Origin of the sequence: Baekduia sp., from assembly GCF_035685985.1 — a bacterium.
Classification (GTDB): domain Bacteria; phylum Actinomycetota; class Thermoleophilia; order Solirubrobacterales; family Solirubrobacteraceae; genus Baekduia.
In genome coordinates, this window is record NZ_DASRZV010000033.1 from 164,185 (window position 1) to 180,488 (window position 16,304).

The window sequence follows — 16,304 nt, forward strand, 5'->3', positions numbered from 1 at the left end:
TGGCTAGTCCCGCTCCGGCTCCGAGGCCGGCGCCTGGCCCAGCGCGCGGGGCGTGACCGACGGCTCCTTGAGCATGCCGTGCGGCGGGCGGTCGCCCGGGGCGTCGCCGCGGACGAAGCCGGCGGCCGCGTAGGCCTCGCCCTCGTCGAGCGTCTCGTGGACCAGCAGCTCGCGGGCCAGGCCGTCGAGGCGGTCGCGGTTGTCGCGCAGCTGCGCGACGGCGCGGGCGTAGCACTCCTCGACGATGCGCCGGACCTCCTGGTCGATCAGCTCGCGCGTCGCCTCCGACGCGGGCCCCGCGCCGGGGTACTGCGGCTCGTCGCTGATGACCGTCACCAGGCCGATCTCGTCCGACATGCCCCAGCGGCCGACCATCGAGCGGGCGATCGACGTGACCTGCTGGAGGTCGGACTCGGCGCCGGTGGTGACCGACCCGTAGATGATCTCCTCGGCCGCGCGGCCGCCCAGCGCGCCGACGATGCGACCCAGCAGGTAGGCCTTGTCGTACCCGTAGCGGTCGCTCTCCGGCGACTGGAACGTCACGCCCAGCGCGCGGCCGCGCGGGACGATCGAGACCTTGCGGACCGGGTCGGCGCCGGGCTCCAGCATCCCCAGCAGCGCGTGGCCGCCCTCGTGGTAGGCCGTGCGCTCGCGCTCCTCGCGCGACAGCGTGATCCGCCGCTCGGTGCCGAGCACGATCTTCTCGAAGGCGTTGTAGAAGTCGGCCGACTCGACCTTCTTGTGCCCGCCCTTGGCGGCCAGCAGCGCGGCCTCGTTGACCAAGTTCCTCAGGTCGGCGCCGACCATGCCCGGCGTCGTGGCGGCGATGCCCTTGAGGTCGACGTCGTCGGCCAGCGGCACCGAGCGCGTGTGGACCTCCAGGATCTTCTCGCGCCCCTCGACGTCCGGCGGGTTGACGGTGATCCGGCGGTCGAAGCGTCCCGGGCGCAGCAGCGCGGCGTCAAGGACATCAGGTCGGTTGGTCGACGCGAGGACGATCACGCCCTCCGAGCCGTCGAAGCCGTCCATCTCGGTGAGGATCTGGTTGAGCGTCTGCTCGCGCTCGTCGTGGCCGCCGATCGACCCCGACCCGCCGCGCTGGCGGCCGATCGCGTCCAGCTCGTCGATGAAGATGATCGACGGCGCCGCGGCCTTGGCCTGCGAGAACAGGTCGCGCACGCGCGACGCGCCCACGCCGACGACCATCTCGATGAACTCGCTCGCGCTGATCGAGAAGAACGGGACGTTGGCCTCGCCCGCGACCGCGCGCGCCAGCAGCGTCTTGCCGGTGCCCGGCTGGCCGGAGAGCAGCACGCCCTTGGGGATCGTCGCGCCCAGCTCGCGGTACTTGTCGGGCTGCTTGAGGAAGTCGACGACCTCCTCCAGCTCGTCCTCGGCCTCGTCGATGCCCGCGACGTCGGCGAACGTCACGCGCGCCGCCTGGGCGGCGTCGTAGCGCTTGGCGCGCGAGCGGCCCAGGCCGCCGAGGCCCGCCGCGCCCGCGCCGCCGGCGCGCCGCGCGGCGAAGACGAAGATGCCCACCAACAACAGCGTCGGGCCGAAGAACAGCAGGATGTCGGCCCAGATCGAGCGGCCGTTGTCCAAGGCCTTGGCCGTGACGACGACGTTCTTCTGGCGCAGCTCGCTGAGCAGGTTGTCGTTGGACGGCGCGAACGCCGGCCGGAAGGTCGTGAACTTGGTCTCGGGCTCGTGGTCGGAGTCCTGGGGCTTGACCTTGTTCTTGAACGTGCCCTGGAGGCTGTCGCCCTTGGCGAAGACCTCCTTGACGTTGTTGGCGTCGACCTCGTTGAGGAACTGCGTGTAGGGGACCTCGATCCGGTTGGGCGAGGACGGCACCAGCGACGCGAACAGGAAGTTCAGCGCCAGCAGCGCGACGACGAAGTAGATGAAGCGCCGGCCTCCGGGCGGGCGCGGCATGCCCATCGGGCCCTGCTTCTTCTCCTCGGGCGCGCCCTCGACGCGCCACGGGGTCGGCTGGCGGTCGTCCCGGCGGCGGGGGGCTTCGGACTCCGGAGGCATGCGGTGGCGCGCAGTGTACGAGCCATGACGGCGGCCTTCGGCCCGTGCGTTGGCCGACGCACCGAAAAGGTCGCCGCCGAACGGTTATGTGAAGTCGCACGCCGCGCTCGGATGTGCTTGTCTTTGCGGCCGTACACCAGCCGAGTCCCGGTCGCCACGGCGTCCGGGAACGGGGGACCCATTGGAGTCGCGATCGCGCGGCTCCCGGGGCGAATCGGCGCCATCGCGGCGCCGTAGCGCAGCTCTTCAGCGCGAGCCCGGCAGCTAACCCCGTAGGCGCGAAAGAGCAAAGGAAGCACCGTTGATCTCTGACTTCGAACGCGCCTGCCAGGCGTCCCTGGAGCGCTCGCGTGCCCGTCGCGCGGCCGTCGCCCAGCGGCTGGCGACGATGCGTAGACGACGCCGGCGTGGCTCGACCGGCATGGTGGCCTCGCTGGCCGCCGTGCTCGCGCTCGGCGCCCCGCTGGCCCTCGGCCAGACGACCGCGCAGGCCCCGGCGCCGCGGATCCTGCAGTACGGCTCGTCGGGCACCGCCGTCCAGGCGCTGCAGTCGGCGCTCGGCCTCAAGGCGACCGGCCGCTTCACCCCGGCCGTCACGCGGGCCGTCAAGACGTTCCAGCGCCGGAACGGGCTGGCGGTCGACGGCATCGTCGGACCGCAGACCGCGTCGGCGCTCGGGCTCTCCTCGGGCCTGGCGAGCGCGGCCTCGACCGCGTCGACGGCCGCCGCGTCCTCCGGCGCCGGGTCGTCCACGCTGCAGCGCATCGCGCGGTGCGAGTCGGGCGGCAACCCGGCCGCGATCTCCGCCGACGGCAAGTACCGCGGCAAGTACCAGTTCACGCGGGCGACCTGGCAGGCCATGGGCGGCAGCGGCGATCCCGCCGCGGCTTCCGAGGCCGAGCAGGACCAGCGCGCCGCCGCGCTGCTGTCCGCGCAGGGCACGGCGCCCTGGCCGGTCTGCGGCGCCTCGGCCTAGACGACGGCCACCGAGCCACCACCGGACATGCCGATCCGTCCCGCGCGGCCGAGACGCGCGCGGGATGGCCGCGGCGGAGGCGTCGCGCGCATCTGTGCGAGGCTTCCGCCCCGTGTCCGGTTCCGACCAGCTCAGCCTGACGCTCGGGCCGTCGTACACGGTCCACGTCGAGGATCGCTTCAGCCCCGGCCTCACCGGCCGCCACGACCGCGCCTACGCGTCGCCGCCCCAGCAGCGCGACGACGCGCTGACGCTCGCCGCGCTGCTGCTGGACGCCGGCGGCGACCTGGACGGCGACGGCCCCTGGCAGCGCGCGCTGGCCGGCGGCCGCCGGACCGTCCGCCTGGTCGCGGCCGACTGACCTCAAGTCCGGGCGGCGCGTGCCGATCACCGGGGTGAGCACGAACCTCCTCCTCGAGCTCGTTGTTTGACCTCCTTCGACCGGAGCCCCTGCGCCAGCAGGGGCTTCGGCCGTTAATGGGCGCCGGTCAGCAGGGCCGCCGCCATCGCGACGACCGCCAGCGGCGCGCCGATCAGGCTGAAGCGCCGGGCGCTCGGCCGCTCGCCGGCGGCGTGGGCCGCCTTGAACCACAGGTAGGACGACAGCGCGCCGGTGACCGCGAGGTTCGGCCCGACGTTGAGGCCGAGCAGCAGCGCGCGGGGATGGGGCGGCGGCGTGGCGCTGAGCAGGACGGCGGCGGGGAGGTTGTTGACGAGGATCGCGGCCAGCGCGCCGATCGCGGTCGTCTCGGCCGGCGACGCGGAGGCCAGCAGGTCGGCCGGGCCCGACCAGGCGCGCGCCAGGGCCCCGAGCAGGACCGCGACGCTGAACAGCCCCAGCAGCGCCAGCGGCCCGACCGCCTCGATCACCGCCGCGCGCCCGACGTCGCGGCGCGTGAGCACGGCGAGGACGCCGACCGCGAGCACCGGCAGGCCGGGGTTGGGCAGGGCGAGCACGAGCACGGCGGCGACCGCGCAGGCCACGACGCCGAGCGCGCGGGGGCGGGGGACGGCGGCGCGGTCGAGGTCGGCGTCGGCCTCGGGGCCGCGGGTGGCGCGCGCGCCGGGGTCGCCGTCCCGCCGCGCCTCCTCCCGTGTGCGTCGCCGTTGGCGCGCCATCAGCCCCAGCGCCGTGACCACCGCCGTCGCCAGCGCCGCGGGCAGCGTCCGGGCCACGAACGTCGCGCCCGACACCGGCTCGCCCGCCAGCACGATCAGGTTGGTGAGGTTGGCGCCCGGCAGCAGCAGCGACGACGCGTTGGCCATCAACACCGATCCGTAGAGGAACGGCTCGACGCCGACCCCGGCGCCGCGCGCCGCGCCGATCAGCACCGGCGTCAGGAAGACGACGGCCGTGTCGAGGTTCAGCAGCGCGGTCACGACCGCCACCAGCGCCAGCGCCACCGCCAGCAGCCGCCGCGGGTGGTCGGTGACGCCCAGCAGCCGCGCGCTGGCCCACGCGAAGACGCCGTCGCGGTCGGCGACCAGCCCGAGCATCAGCAGCCCGGCGACCAGCAGGAACGGCCCGCGGGCCTGGTCGGCGGCGTCGCGCGCCCGCTCGTCGAGGGCGAAGGCGACCACCGCGCCCGCCACCGCGGGCGTCACCAGGACACGCTCGACGCGCTTGCCGTCCACGAGCCGCCATCGTGCCCGCTGCGCCTGTCGCATACTCAAGGCAGCACCCATGCGGATCGGACTCCTCGCCGGCGCGGCCTGCGCCCTCCTCATGACCGGCTGCGGCGGCGGCAAGCCCGCCACGGCCCAGGCGCCCGTGCGCCTGCAGGTCACGACGCCCGCCGACCAGGACACGGTGCGCGACGACAACGTCGAGATCCGCGGCACGGTCTCGCCGTCGGGCGCGACCGTCGTGGTCCGCGGCAAGAAGGCGTCGGTCTCCGGCGGCTCGTGGAGCGCGCAGGTCAGCCTCGAGCCCGGCGTCAACGTCGTCGACGTCCTGGCCTCCTCGGGCTCCGCCCGCCCGGCGCTGACCGCGCTGCGCGTGCGGCGCGTCGTCGAGGTCGACGTCCCCGACGTCACCGGCCTGTCGGCCGACGACGCCCAGAAGCAGCTTCAGGACGCCAACCTCAAGGCCGACCTGCAGACCGACAAGGGCGGGTTCTTCGACCAGCTGCTCGGCGGCTCGCCGAAGGTCTGCGACACCGATCCCGCCGCGAGCACGAGCGTCAGCCCGGGCACGACCGTGGTCGTGCACCTGGCGCGCGAGTGCTGAGCCGACCCCGCGGCGCTACGCCGGGCGCGGCTCGGTGGCGATCAGGTCGATCCGCGGCTGCCCGTCGCGGCGGACCATCAGGAAGACGATCCGGCCGGTGATCGGCGCCGCGTTGCCGCGCCGGACGGTGTAGCTGCCCTCGGCGCGGCCGGCGGTCCCGCCGGTCGTCTCGAGGTCCGACAGCTCGTACTTCTGGACCTCGTCGGCCGCGAACTGTGACTTGTAGGTGTCGACGACCGCGACGCGCCCGCGCTGCACCCCGGGCGTCGTGCCGTAGCGGCGCACGCCCGGCGTCAGGACCCGGCGCAGCGCCGTGGGGTCCTCGTTGGTGTAGGCGGTCGCGAAGGCCTGCGCGGCCGAGCGGACCTCGCTCGCGCTCAGCGGCCCGGTCTTCACCCCGCTGCCGGTGCTCGCCACCCAGTTGACGAAGAGCACGGCGGGGATCAGCAGGACGACGATCGTCGCCGCCAGCGCCTGCTTGCGCCCGCGGCCGCGCTGGACCTTGACGTCGACCGGACGCCGCGGCCGGGAGCCGTGGCCGTCGCGGTCGGCGGCGCCGTCATCGGCGTCCGCGCCGTCGCCGTCGCGCGGCGCCGCCGTCGTCGGGCGCTCCAGCACCGCCGTGGCGCCCGGCACGGGCGCCATGCGCGTCGGCTCGGCCTCCTCGGGCGTCGCGGCGCCGGTGGCCACCGACCCGCGCGCGGTCGACATCCGCTCGCCCGCGGCCGCCGCGCGCGCCGCGCGGCCGAGGTCGCCGGCGCTCGGGTAGCGGTCGGCCGGGTCCTTGGCCAGCGCCCGCGCGATCACGGAGTCGAACGCGACCGGGATCCCCGGCGCGTCGCGCGACGGCCGCGGCGGCGCGTCGTGCAGGTGCGCGGTGATCGTCGCCGGGACGGTCTCGCGGCGAAACGGCGGGCGCCCGGTGAGGGCGGTGTACAGCACGCAGCCCAGCGCGTAGACGTCGGCGCGCGCGTCGGTCGGCTCGCCGCGCAGGTGCTCGGGCGCCATGAAGTCGACGGTGCCGATCCAGTTGCCGCTGTCGGTGATCCGCGTGTCGGAGGCCTGCACGCGCGTGATCCCGAAGTCGCTCAGGTAGGCGTGGTCGCCCCCGATGAGGATGTTGGCGGGCTTGACGTCGCGGTGGACGAGGCCCGCGGCGTGCGCGGCGTCCAGCGCGTCGGCGACCTGGGCGACGATCGACGCCGCCCGCGCGGGCTGAAGCCGCGGCGGATCGTGCTCCTTGAGCAGGTGGTGCAGGTCGGTCCCCGGCACGTAGCGCATGACGAGGTAGAGGTGGCCGTCCTCCTCGCCCGCGGCGTAGACCGGCACGACGTTGGGGTGCTCGATCGCCGCGGTCAGCCGCGCCTCGCGCTCGAAGCGCTCGCGCACGTCGGGGTCCGACGCCTGCTCGGTCGCGATGAGCTTGAGCGCGACCGGCCGCCCGAGCCGCAGCTCGGTGGCGCGGTAGATCACGCCCATGCCGCCGCGGCCGAGGACCCCCTCGATCCGGCAGCCGGCGAACTCACTGCCTGTCGAAAGGTCGGCCATCCGACCGCCCATTGTGACGCGGCGCGCTTCAGCGCAGGTAATTGGACAGCTGGCGGCGCACGGTGTTGTAGCCCCGGCGCGCCGCGCCGGTGGGTCCGACGAGGCCCGCGTCGAAGCGGGCCTGGCAGCCCGGGCCCTGCCAGGAGTAGATGTAGATGCGCTGCACGCCGGCCGTCCGGTAGGTCCGCGCGAGCGAGAACATGTTGTTCAGCCGGGACGCCGCGCGCGTCGTCGAGCACGGGAAGCTGCGGCCGAACTTGACCAGGCCGCCGGTCTCGGTGAACCAGATCTTCGTCTGCTTGTTGTAGCGGTGGGTGATGTGGATGATGTTGCGCGTGAACGTCGTCCGCTTGCGGTTGACGTCGCCGTAGTTGTGGATGCCGACGATCGTCGCCCGGCGCCGGTAGGTCGCCGAGAGGTGGCGGTAGAACGACGTCATGTAGCGCTCGACGCCGGTCTGGTCCAGGACGTCCAGCGCGACGACGCCGCAGCTGGGGCAGCTCGGCTTGACCAACTGGTACATCACGCGGAAGAAGTCCGCGGCGCGCGCCGGCGAGCGGTAGGTCGGCTGGCTGGCGTGGTTGACCTCGTTCCAGGCGCCGAACTCCTTGACGCCCATCGCCCGGTAGCGGCGCACCAGCGCGCCGACCTTCGAGCGGTACTGCGCGACGCTCGGGAGCTTGGCCTTCTTGATGGTGTAGTCGTCGGTCGAGATGTGCAGCAGGACGCTGAAGTGGTTGGCGCGCGCGGTCTCGATGAACGTGTCGGCGTTCTGCAGCGCCGTCGGCGAGTCGATCGCGTTCCACGCGATGAAGTACCGCACGCGTTGGAACTTCGCGCGCTGGAACAGGGACTGGCTGAACATCGACGCGTCCTGGTCGCCGATCCCGACGCGGATCGGGATGCGGGCCCCGGCGGTCGTGGGCACGACGAGCGCCAGGAGCAGGGACAGCGGCAGCAGGCGGCGGAAGGAGGACATCACCGTCAGGGGACCACTCGGCGGGTCCGGAGTCGCGGTGGGGTGTCAACCCGATGACGTGCGCTACTGGACTCGATCAGCGATCGGCGTCGACCGCCGGCGCGCTGCGCCGCAGACTCGGAGCCATGACCACCGTCTCCTTCTCCCAGACCGCCGACGCGTCCTTCCAGGCCGACGTCCTGGAGTCCGACGTCCCCGTCCTCGTCGACTTCTGGGCCGCCTGGTGCCCGCCGTGCCGGGCGATGCACCCGATCCTCGACGACCTCGCCGCCGAGCGCGACGACCTCCGCGTCGTCGGCCTGGACTGCGACGCCAACCCCTCCGTCGCGGCCCGGTACGGCGTCCTGTCGATGCCGACGTTCATGGTGTTCCAGCACGGCAGGCCCGTGCTGAAGCTCGTCGGCTCGCGGCCGCGGCGCAAGCTGGAGGCCGAGCTGGCCGAGGTGCTCTAGCGGCGCGCGGCGTCAGGCCGCGCGGACCTGCGCGGCCAGCAGCTGCGCGACCGGCGGGGCGCCGTCGCGGCGCACGAGCAGCGACGGCGCGTGCGTCGCGGCGGTCCCGGCGACCGTCGCGACGCCGACCTCCGGGCCGGCCTGCTCGGTCCAGGACGCGGGCACGAGCGCCACGCCGAGGCCCGCGCCGACCAGCAGCCGGACCGCGGTCGGCTCGCCGACCTCGAAGAGCGGGACCGGCCCGAAGCCCTCGGCCGCGCAGGCGCGCAGCGCCGAGTCGCGCAGGCCGGTGCCCGGCTCGGCCAGGACGAACGGGCGGTCGCGGACGTCCCACAGCCGCACGCCGCCGGCGCCCGCCAGCTCGTCGTCGGGCGCGGTCAGCAGCACGAGGCGCTCGGCGCGCAGCGCGGTCGCCTCGACGCCGTCGGGCGCCGCCAGGCCCTCGGGCAGCGACGCGAGCGCGACGTCGACCGCGCCGGTGGCGACCAGCTCCAGGATCTCGCTCGCGCCGCCGTGGCGCAGCGCGATCCGGACGCCCGGATGCTGCCGGCCGAAGCGCGCCAGGACCGGCGCCAGGCGCAGCGCGTCGCCGGTCGTGGCCGCCGCGCGCACGCCGCCGCGCAGCGTTCCCGCGTGCTCGTCCATCGCGGCGCGCGCCCGCGCGACGTCGGCCAGGATCGCCTCCGCGCGCGCCAGCAGCTCGGCGCCCGCCGGGGTCACCTCGACCGGCGGCTGCGCGCCGGGGACGCGCCGCAGCAGCTCGATCCCCAGCTCGGCCTCCAGCCGCCGCACCGCCTGCGAGACCGCCGACTGCGTCACGTAGAGCGACTCGGCGGCCCGGCGGAAGTGGCGATGGCGCGCGACGGCCGCGAAGTACTCGAGCTGTCGCAGGTCCATTGGGGTGCATTCTGACCGGCCGCCCATCGAAGCGCGGCCCCTCGGGCACTAGCGTGGCTGAACGTGATGGATGCCGCCGACGTCGACCTCCTCGAAGGCCTGGTCCACGAGGTCCTGACCGAGCAGTGCGGCCGCGACTTCGCCGACACGGTGCAGTGGCTGCACGCGACCGCCGCGCGCGTGCGCCAGGGCGACGCGCCCGCCGGCGACGCGCTGTTCGCCCGGCTGCACGAGCTGTCGGAGGGCGACCTGGAGCCGATCATCCGCGCCTGCTCGCTGCAGCTCCAGCTCGCCAACATCGCCGAGGAGCGCGAGCGCCTGCGCCGCCGCCGCGCCTACGACGCGGAGGGGACGGTCCAGCGCGAGTCGCTGGCCGAGACCGCCGGGCTGCTGGCCCAGCACGACGTCGACCGCGCCGCCGCGCTGCGCGCCCTGCACGTCGAGCTGGTCCTGACCGCGCACCCGACCGAGGCGTCGCGGCGCTCGGTGCTCGACCACCAGTGGGACCTGGCCGCGCTGCTGGACCGCGTCGAGGACCCGCGCACCGGCCGCGCCCAGCGCCGCCGCCTGCTGGCCGAGGCGCGCGAGATCCTCACGATCTGGTGGCAGACCGACGAGGTCCGCCGCGCCCGTCCGCACGTCGAGGACGAGGTGCGGCGCACGTTGTACGTCTTCGAGTCGGTCATCTACGACGCGGTCCCGGGCATCTTGGAGGAGCTGGAGCGCGACCTCGGTCCGCTGCCCGCTCATGGCAAGGTCCTTGAGTACGCCTCGTGGCCGGGCGGCGACATGGACGGCCACCCGGAGGTCGGCGCCGAGACCGTCATGCGGACGATCGAGCTGCACCGCCGCGCCGCGCTGCGGATGCTGCGCGCGCGGATCGCCCGGCTGGCCCGGCGCTTCTCGCACTCCGAGCGCCACATCGCGATCACCCCGGAGCTGGCCGCGTCGCTCCAGCGCGACGCGCGCGAGCTGCCGACCGCGCGCGTCCTGCAGCGACCCCATCACGACTGGGAGCCGCTGCGGACCAAGTTGGGGTTCATCGAGCGTCGGATCATCAACATGCTCGACGGCGCCGGCCAGGCGGGCTACGACTCGCCCGCCGCGCTGCGCGCCGACCTCGAGCTGGTCCGCGGGTCGCTGGGCTCCGAGCACGTCGCGCACGGGTCGATCCGGCGGCTGCTGTGGCAGGTCGACGTCTTCGGCTTCCACCTCGCGGGGCTCGACCTGCGCCAGAACGCGGTGGTCGTCGACGCCGCGGTGGGCGCGCTGCTGCCGGGGTTCGCGCAGGCCGGGGAGGAGGAGCGCCAGCGCCTGCTGGCCGAGGCGATCGCCGCGGGCGCCCGCGGGCTGGAGCGGCGCCCGGACGGGACCGCCGGCGAGCTGGTCGCCGCGCTGGACGCCGCGGCGCTGGCGTCCGAGGCCTACGGGCCGGACGTCGTCCGCTGCCTGATCGTGTCGATGACCGAGAAGCCGTCGCACGTCCTCGGCGCGCGCTGGCTGGCGCAGCGCGCGGGCGACGCGCTGGACCTGCGCTTCGTGCCGCTGTTCGAGACGCTCGACGACCTCGACCGCGCGACCGCGACGATGGCCAAGCTGTACGGGAACGCGGCCTACCGGGAGCTGCTGCGCGAGCAGGGCGACCGCCAGGTCGTCATGTTGGGGTACTCGGACTCCGGCAAGGACGGGTCGTTCGTCGCCTCGCAGTGGGCGCTGCGCGGCGCGCAGCTGGAGCTGGCGCGCCAGGCGGCCGACGCGGGCCTGGAGCTGGAGCTGTTCCACGGCCGCGGCGGGTCGACGTCGCGCGGTGGCGGCCCGATGTACCGCGCGATCGTCGCGCAGCCGACCGGCTCGCTGCGCGGGCGGATCCGGATCACCGAGCAGGGCGAGACGATCACCGCGCGCTACGGGCATCCGGAGCTGGCCGAGCGCTCGCTGGAGCAGACGCTCAGCGCGGTGCTGTTGGCTTCCAACATCGCGCGGCCGCCGGCGCCCGAGGACTGGCGCGCCGACCTCGACCGGCTCGCGGCGCGCTCGCGCGACACCTACCGCGCGCTGGTCTACGACGACCCGGACTTCGCGCGCTTCTTCTTCCAGATGACGCCGATCGAGGCGCTGGCGGAGCTGAACATCGGCTCGCGGCCGCCGTCGCGCGGCGGCGACGGGACGATCGAGTCGCTGCGCGCGATCCCGTGGGTCTTCGCGTGGACGCAGAACCGCGTGCTGCTGCCGTCCTGGTACGGCGCCGGGACCGCGCTGGCCGAGGGCGACTTCGAGCGCTATCGCGCCATGCACGCGCGCTGGCCGTTCTTCGCGACGCTGATCTCGACGCTCGAGATGGCGCTGTTCAAGACCGACCTCGGCGTCGCCGAGCGCTACCTGCGCCTCGTCGACCCGCCGCTGCGCGACCACTTCTGGCCGCGGATCGTCGCCGAGCACGCGCGGGTGAAGGAGAGCGTCCTGGCGATCACCGGATCCGACCGCCTGCTCGCCGGCGCGACCGCGCTGCAGGAGCGCCTGCTGCACCGCGACCCCTGGGTCGACCCGCTGTCGCACCTCCAGGTCGAGCTGCTGCGGCGCACGCGGGCCGACGCGACCGCCGACCGCGCGCCGCTCCTCGCGACGGTGACCGGGATCGCGTTCGGCCTTCGGAACACCGGCTGAATCGCCGTCGGGCGATCCCCAGGATCGCGTTCGGCCTTCGGAACACGGGCTAGGCCAGCGCGCTCGGCACCTCCGGCTTCATCGCGGCGCGGATGCCCTCGCGCAGCTCGGGCGAGTCCTCGTGGCCGTGGGCGGTCATGGCGTGGACGACGGCGGCGGCCAGCAGGTGCTCCTCGCTGCCCGACATCGCCAGGTCGCAGCCGCTCTCGCTCGGCATCTCGCGGCAGTCGATGTACATGCGGCTCATGAGAGCCTCCTTTCACGGCGTCCCCCAGCCGTGACGGTACGCCCGCGCCGCGCGCGGGGTCAACCCGATGCCTAGGCGATCGACGCCGACCGCGCGGGTCAGGCGTCGAGGTCGTGCGCGTGGGCGGGCGTGTCCTCGCCCAGCACCGCGTGCAGCGCGTCCTCGCGCAGCGAGCCCATCGGGTCCAGCAGCGCGGCGACCATCGGGTGGATCGCGGCGTCGTCCTCGCGCATCCATCCGCGCTCGTCGGCCAGCGCGACCCACTCAGTGAGCGCGTCGTGCAGCGCGGCGAAGCGCGCCAGCGGCAGGACGAGCGTCGCGTGGGCCTCGGCCTCGGCCAGGCGCTGCAGCTCGTCGGAGACGCCGGTCAGCTCGCGCAGGGCGAGCACGTCGTCGGTGCTCAGCTCGGCGTTCTGGTGGCGATGCAGGCGGATCGCCTCGACCGCGCGGTACGTGGCGGCGAGCTGCTGGGCCGAGAGGTCGAACGACACGTTGCAGACGGGGGTGCCGTCGGCGGCGTGAAGCGTGCGGATCTCGGCGTTGACCATGGGAATGACGCTAGCGGCTCGCAGGGACGTGGTGCTGTCGCCCTCCTGTCCTGCCCTCGGTATCGGCAAACGACACCACGGCCTGGAGCGTCGCGCCGGTGACGCCTCCGGCGCGGCCTCCTCCGCGCGACGGAGGAGGCCGGTCCGGGGCGGTCGGGCGGGGCTACACGTGCAGCACGAAGCGCTGCGTCAGCTCCTGGAGGTCCTGGGCGTTGGTGGCCAGCGAGTGGGCGCTGGCCGAGATCTCCTGGGTGGAGGCGGACGTCTGCTCGGTGGAGGCCGAGACCTCCTCCAGCGTCGCGGCGATCTGGCTGACGCGCGAGTGCACGTCGTTGATCGCGGCGTCGATGGCGCCGAAGGCCTGCTCGGTCTCGGCGACCGTGGTCGTGGAGGCCTCGGTCTGCTCGGCGCCGGCCTGGACGGCGGCGATCGTGTCGCCGGTGTCGGACTGGATCTGGGCGATCAGCTCGGCGATCGAGGCGGCCGCGGCCTGCGACTCCTCGGCGAGCTTGCGAACCTCGTCGGCGACGACGGCGAAGCCGCGGCCCTGGTCGCCGGCGCGGGCGGCCTCGATGGCGGCGTTCAACGCCAGCAGGTTGGTCTGCTCGGCGATGCCCGAGATGGTGGAGACGATGCCGCCGATCTCGTCGGACTGGGCGCCGAGCTTCTCCATCGCGTCGACGGCCTGGCGGGAGGACGCGTGCGTGGCGTCGATCGCGGAGCTGACCTGGCGCAGCAGCTCGCTGCCGTGGCGCGCGGCCTCCTGGGCGGCCCCGGCCGCGTGGGCCGTGCGGTCGGCGTGGGCGGCGCAGCCGTCGGCGCTCGCGCCGCCGCCGCCGATCGCGTGCGCGATCTCCTCGACGGCGCGGCCGGACTCCGAGGAGGCGGTCGCGACCTGCTCGGAGCCGGAGGCGACCTGCATCGCCGTTCCGGTCACGCGGCCGATCATGTCGCCGAGCGCGTGGCGGCTGCGGTTGTAGGCGTCGAGCGAGTGGGCGGTGTTCTCGCGGACGGCGTTGACGGCCAGCGCCAGGTCGCCGAGCTCGTCGTTGGAGGTGGGCTCGATCGGCTCGGTGCGGGACTCCGCCTGGTAGGTGAAGTCGCCGTCGGCCATGTGGGTCAGGCCGGCGCTCAGCTCGGTCGTGCAGTGGTCGCGCAGCGTGGTCAGGCGCTGGACGACGCGGCTGACGCCGTTGCGGATCGCGCGGGTGATGAGGAAGGCGGTGACCGCGCCGACGGCGAGTGCGAGCGCGAGCAGGATCAGCACGAACGCGCGCGCCGAGCTGTAGGAGCGGTCGGTGGCCTTGATCGAGGTGGCGACCAGGCTGGAGTTGTAGGACGCCCAGCGCTCGAGCTGGTCCTGGCTGGCGTTGAAGACCTCGCGGCCGGTGCCGAGCAGGACCCGAGCGGCGTCGTCGCGGCGTCCGGCCCGGGTCAGGGCGGCGATGCGGTCGGCGAGCGTCAGGTAGCGCTGCCATGCCGCGTCGGCCTGCGTCATGAGCGCGCGGTCACGCGCGTCGACCACGAGCTTGGTGTAGGCCTTGAAGTCGGTGGTGGCCTCGGCGGCGAAGTCGTCGGCGCGCTTCTGGGAGTCGCGGCGCTGGACGGGGTCGCCGGCGACGAGCGCGGCCGACATGGCGTTGGAGCGGGCGCGCGCCTCGGCGAGGCGGATGGCGTCGATGGTGCGGACGGACGGCAGGTCGGCCGTCGCGACGACCGCGGCGCGGTGGTGCATGGTGCCCATGCGGGACAGGGCGCCCAGGCCGATGGCGGCGGCGAGCGCGAGGACGATGGCGAAGCCCAGGGTGAGCTTGGCGCCGATGGGGAAGCGGCGGGAGGCCACGAAGAAACGACTCCTGACTACGGGGAAGGGAAGGGGAGGGGGTTACGACCCCGTTGTCGGCTCCTCCGATCGGAGGATGAGCGGGCGCGTCGGCGCTCGTTGGAGCGCGGACAGGATCGCGAAAGTCGATGGATGTTCGAGTCCGCGAACGCGGCGATCGATCCGCCCATCCCAGCAGTCAGGCTTCCTCAGTCCAGTGCGCCCTCCAGGACGAAGATCCGCCGCAGGATCGCGATCGACGTCGCGTAGGTGGAGTCCATACCGTAGTAGGACATGCCGCGCGCGCCGAGCGTCCGGGCCTGGGTGAACGGGGTGTCCGAGGCGTAGTGGACGATCCCGAAGTCGATCGGCAGCTTGGCGAAGTTGACCTGCTCGCCGTTGGGGTAGCGGTCGGGTTCGGTCAGCTCGTAGACCGCGTCGCAGTAGGGGCCGGCCTCCATCTCGACGACCGTGAAGGCCTCGCGGTAGTAGCGGTCCAGGTAGGAGCGGTTCTGCAGGAACGTCGAGCGGACGGTGACCGCGCGCTGGTTGTCCAGGCCCGAGCCGAAGCGCAGGTAGGGCGCGATGTCGTCGAAGCCGAACGCGTTGTCCAGCCAGTAGGTCGTGTTGGAGTGCTCGTCGTAGATCGTGTTGGAGATCATCACGTCGCCGACGTCGGCGTTGAGCGTCGCGGCCTTGCCGAGCACGTAGATCCCGCGCAGGCTCTCGCGGTCCTCGGCGATCTCGCGCAGGATGTTGTAGGCCGCGAGGCCGAGCGGGTAGTCGATGTTGACGATGACCGCGTCGGAGGCGCGCAGCGCGTCGGCGTCGACCTCGCCGAGGCGGTCGTCGAGCTGGGCCGGGTCGAGCGTCGCCAGCGGCATGACCTGCGCGGCGACGCGCAGGCCGGTCTCGGAGTTGCGGTGCACGATGCCCTGGGCCGCCTCGGCCTGGCGGCGCGACCGCGTGCCGGGCCCGGCCTGCGCGTGCTCGCGGGCCAGGAAGTACAGGAAGTTGTTCCACGATCCGGCGGTGCGCTCCTCGCGGAACGCGCGCAGCTCGTCCTTGAGGTCGTGCGGGCCGGCGCGCTCGACCCAGTCGACCAGCTCGGCCTCGCGCGTCCGGGCGTCGCCGGACAGCAGGTTGACCAAGGAGTGGGTGTTGGACGAGACGAAGTAGATCGGCGCGTCGTGCAGGTCGTTGTCGTCCAACGTGCGCGCGACGGGCGCCCACCAGCGGCGGGCCAGGCGCGCGTAGGAGACCTGCGAGCCGCCGAGCATCCGGACGCGCAGGCTGAGGTTGACCGCGGCGACCTCGCCGAGGCGGCGGGCGAACGCGGTGCCCCACGCCTCCTGCAGGCGCTCCCAGTCCTCGACGCTGCCGCCGAGGACGCGCGCGCACTCGGCGGCGCCGGGCAGGCCCTGCGGGCGCGGCCAGCCGATCGCGTTGAGCTTGCGCCGCAGCTTGTTCCACTCGATCTGGTAGGCGACCAGCGTGGGGATGAGGTCGTCGACGTCCGAGGTCGAGGAGAGAAGGACCCCATATTGCCCGTCGGGCCCCTCGTGCCACTGGCGCCGGCGCGCCGGCGCCTCGGTCGTCGGCCAGTCGGCCAGCGGCAGGTTGACCGCCGCGAACTGCTCCTCCTCCTGCCCGAGGATGACGACGCGGCCCTTGTAGATGTTGGCCGGCAGCCGCTGGGTGGCGTACAGGAACGCGCCGAGGTCGAGGTCGTCGCCGCCCGCCAGCGGGTGCAGGGACGACTCGATCGCGATGTGCGACGACTCGAGGATCCGCAGCTTCGTCTCGCCACGCGATCGCAGAAGCGTGGAGTAGGTCCGCTGGTACAGCTCGACGTCCTGGGGCATTGGCGTGCGGGTATACCGCACCGAGCGGCGGGGGAC

Annotated in this window: 14 protein-coding genes and 1 riboswitch; of the genes, 5 read left to right on the top strand and 9 right to left on the bottom strand. The window is 73.9% G+C overall.

Features of this window, described 5'->3' with window-relative positions; translation table 11 throughout:
* Nucleotides 1-3 precede the first annotated feature (3 nt).
* On the bottom strand, nt 4-2,040 hold the full coding sequence (ftsH, locus tag VFG42_RS22250) for an ATP-dependent zinc metalloprotease FtsH (protein WP_324911015.1): 2,037 nt from the start codon (nt 2,038-2,040) through the stop codon (nt 4-6).
* 128 nt (nt 2,041-2,168) lie between these two features.
* Nucleotides 2,169-2,334, top strand: a riboswitch (cyclic di-AMP (ydaO/yuaA leader).
* A 7-nt stretch (nt 2,335-2,341) separates the two neighbouring features.
* On the opposite strand from ftsH, the gene VFG42_RS22255 reads away from it, so the two are divergent.
* Nucleotides 2,342-3,016 (top strand): transglycosylase family protein, encoded by a 675-nt coding sequence (locus VFG42_RS22255; RefSeq protein WP_324911016.1) that lies wholly within the window; start codon nt 2,342-2,344, stop codon nt 3,014-3,016.
* 112 nt (nt 3,017-3,128) lie between these two features.
* Nucleotides 3,129-3,377, top strand: coding sequence for a hypothetical protein (locus VFG42_RS22260; RefSeq protein ID WP_324911017.1), 249 nt, complete (start codon nt 3,129-3,131; stop codon nt 3,375-3,377).
* Nucleotides 3,378-3,490: 113 nt separating this feature from the next.
* On the opposite strand, the gene VFG42_RS22265 is transcribed toward VFG42_RS22260, so the two are convergent.
* Nucleotides 3,491-4,651: an SLC13 family permease gene (locus VFG42_RS22265; protein ID WP_324911018.1), complete on the bottom strand. Its 1,161-nt coding sequence runs from the start codon at nt 4,649-4,651 to the stop codon at nt 3,491-3,493.
* Between the two features lie 49 nt (nt 4,652-4,700).
* Here VFG42_RS22265 and VFG42_RS22270 point away from each other — a divergent pair, with 49 nt between their 5' ends.
* Nucleotides 4,701-5,246, top strand: coding sequence for a PASTA domain-containing protein (locus VFG42_RS22270; RefSeq protein ID WP_324911019.1), 546 nt, complete (start codon nt 4,701-4,703; stop codon nt 5,244-5,246).
* A gap of 15 nt (nt 5,247-5,261) precedes the next feature.
* Here the strand turns inward: VFG42_RS22270 and VFG42_RS22275 are convergent, their stop codons facing one another.
* Both VFG42_RS22275 and VFG42_RS22280 read right to left on the bottom strand, forming a co-directional pair.
* On the bottom strand, nt 5,262-6,794 hold the full coding sequence (locus tag VFG42_RS22275; RefSeq protein WP_324911020.1) for a protein kinase domain-containing protein: 1,533 nt from the start codon (nt 6,792-6,794) through the stop codon (nt 5,262-5,264).
* Between the two features lie 28 nt (nt 6,795-6,822).
* Nucleotides 6,823-7,773 (bottom strand): hypothetical protein, encoded by a 951-nt coding sequence (locus VFG42_RS22280; protein WP_324911021.1) that lies wholly within the window; start codon nt 7,771-7,773, stop codon nt 6,823-6,825.
* Nucleotides 7,774-7,898: 125 nt separating this feature from the next.
* Here VFG42_RS22280 and trxA point away from each other — a divergent pair, with 125 nt between their 5' ends.
* A complete protein-coding gene (trxA, locus tag VFG42_RS22285; protein ID WP_324911022.1) occupies nt 7,899-8,225 on the top strand; it encodes a thioredoxin in 327 nt (108 codons plus the stop codon).
* Nucleotides 8,226-8,237: 12 nt separating this feature from the next.
* On the opposite strand, the gene VFG42_RS22290 is transcribed toward trxA, so the two are convergent.
* On the bottom strand, nt 8,238-9,122 hold the full coding sequence (locus VFG42_RS22290; RefSeq protein WP_324911023.1) for a LysR family transcriptional regulator: 885 nt from the start codon (nt 9,120-9,122) through the stop codon (nt 8,238-8,240).
* 66 nt (nt 9,123-9,188) lie between these two features.
* Here VFG42_RS22290 and VFG42_RS22295 point away from each other — a divergent pair, with 66 nt between their 5' ends.
* Nucleotides 9,189-11,786, top strand: coding sequence for a phosphoenolpyruvate carboxylase (locus VFG42_RS22295; RefSeq protein WP_324911206.1), 2,598 nt, complete (start codon nt 9,189-9,191; stop codon nt 11,784-11,786).
* A gap of 49 nt (nt 11,787-11,835) precedes the next feature.
* On the opposite strand, the gene VFG42_RS22300 is transcribed toward VFG42_RS22295, so the two are convergent.
* The 4 genes from VFG42_RS22300 to VFG42_RS22315 all read right to left on the bottom strand — a co-directional run bounded on the left by VFG42_RS22300 (nt 11,836) and on the right by VFG42_RS22315 (nt 16,268).
* The gene (locus VFG42_RS22300) at nt 11,836-12,033 is read right to left on the bottom strand and encodes a DUF1059 domain-containing protein (RefSeq protein WP_324911024.1); all 198 of its coding nucleotides are present in this window, start codon (nt 12,031-12,033) and stop codon (nt 11,836-11,838) included.
* 98 nt (nt 12,034-12,131) lie between these two features.
* Nucleotides 12,132-12,581, bottom strand: a complete 450-nt coding sequence (locus VFG42_RS22305; protein ID WP_324911025.1) for a hypothetical protein — start codon at nt 12,579-12,581, stop codon at nt 12,132-12,134.
* A gap of 163 nt (nt 12,582-12,744) precedes the next feature.
* Nucleotides 12,745-14,424 carry a methyl-accepting chemotaxis protein gene (locus VFG42_RS22310; RefSeq protein ID WP_324911026.1) on the bottom strand — a complete coding sequence of 560 codons (1,680 nt, stop codon included), beginning with the start codon at nt 14,422-14,424 and terminating at the stop codon, nt 12,745-12,747.
* 188 nt (nt 14,425-14,612) lie between these two features.
* Nucleotides 14,613-16,268 (bottom strand): DUF6909 family protein, encoded by a 1,656-nt coding sequence (locus VFG42_RS22315; protein WP_324911027.1) that lies wholly within the window; start codon nt 16,266-16,268, stop codon nt 14,613-14,615.
* Nucleotides 16,269-16,304 lie beyond the last annotated feature (36 nt).

Coding starts and splice junctions, on each gene's coding strand:
- ftsH (WP_324911015.1), bottom strand. CDS start 2,040: ATGCCTCCGGAGTCCGAAGCCCCCCGCCGCCGGGACGACCGCCAGCCG.
- VFG42_RS22270 (WP_324911019.1), top strand. CDS start 4,701: ATGCGGATCGGACTCCTCGCCGGCGCGGCCTGCGCCCTCCTCATGACC.
- VFG42_RS22275 (WP_324911020.1), bottom strand. CDS start 6,794: ATGGCCGACCTTTCGACAGGCAGTGAGTTCGCCGGCTGCCGGATCGAG.
- VFG42_RS22280 (WP_324911021.1), bottom strand. CDS start 7,773: ATGTCCTCCTTCCGCCGCCTGCTGCCGCTGTCCCTGCTCCTGGCGCTC.
- trxA (WP_324911022.1), top strand. CDS start 7,899: ATGACCACCGTCTCCTTCTCCCAGACCGCCGACGCGTCCTTCCAGGCC.
- VFG42_RS22290 (WP_324911023.1), bottom strand. CDS start 9,122: ATGGACCTGCGACAGCTCGAGTACTTCGCGGCCGTCGCGCGCCATCGC.
- VFG42_RS22295 (WP_324911206.1), top strand. CDS start 9,189: ATGGATGCCGCCGACGTCGACCTCCTCGAAGGCCTGGTCCACGAGGTC.
- VFG42_RS22300 (WP_324911024.1), bottom strand. CDS start 12,033: ATGAGCCGCATGTACATCGACTGCCGCGAGATGCCGAGCGAGAGCGGC.
- VFG42_RS22305 (WP_324911025.1), bottom strand. CDS start 12,581: ATGGTCAACGCCGAGATCCGCACGCTTCACGCCGCCGACGGCACCCCC.
- VFG42_RS22315 (WP_324911027.1), bottom strand. CDS start 16,268: ATGCCCCAGGACGTCGAGCTGTACCAGCGGACCTACTCCACGCTTCTG.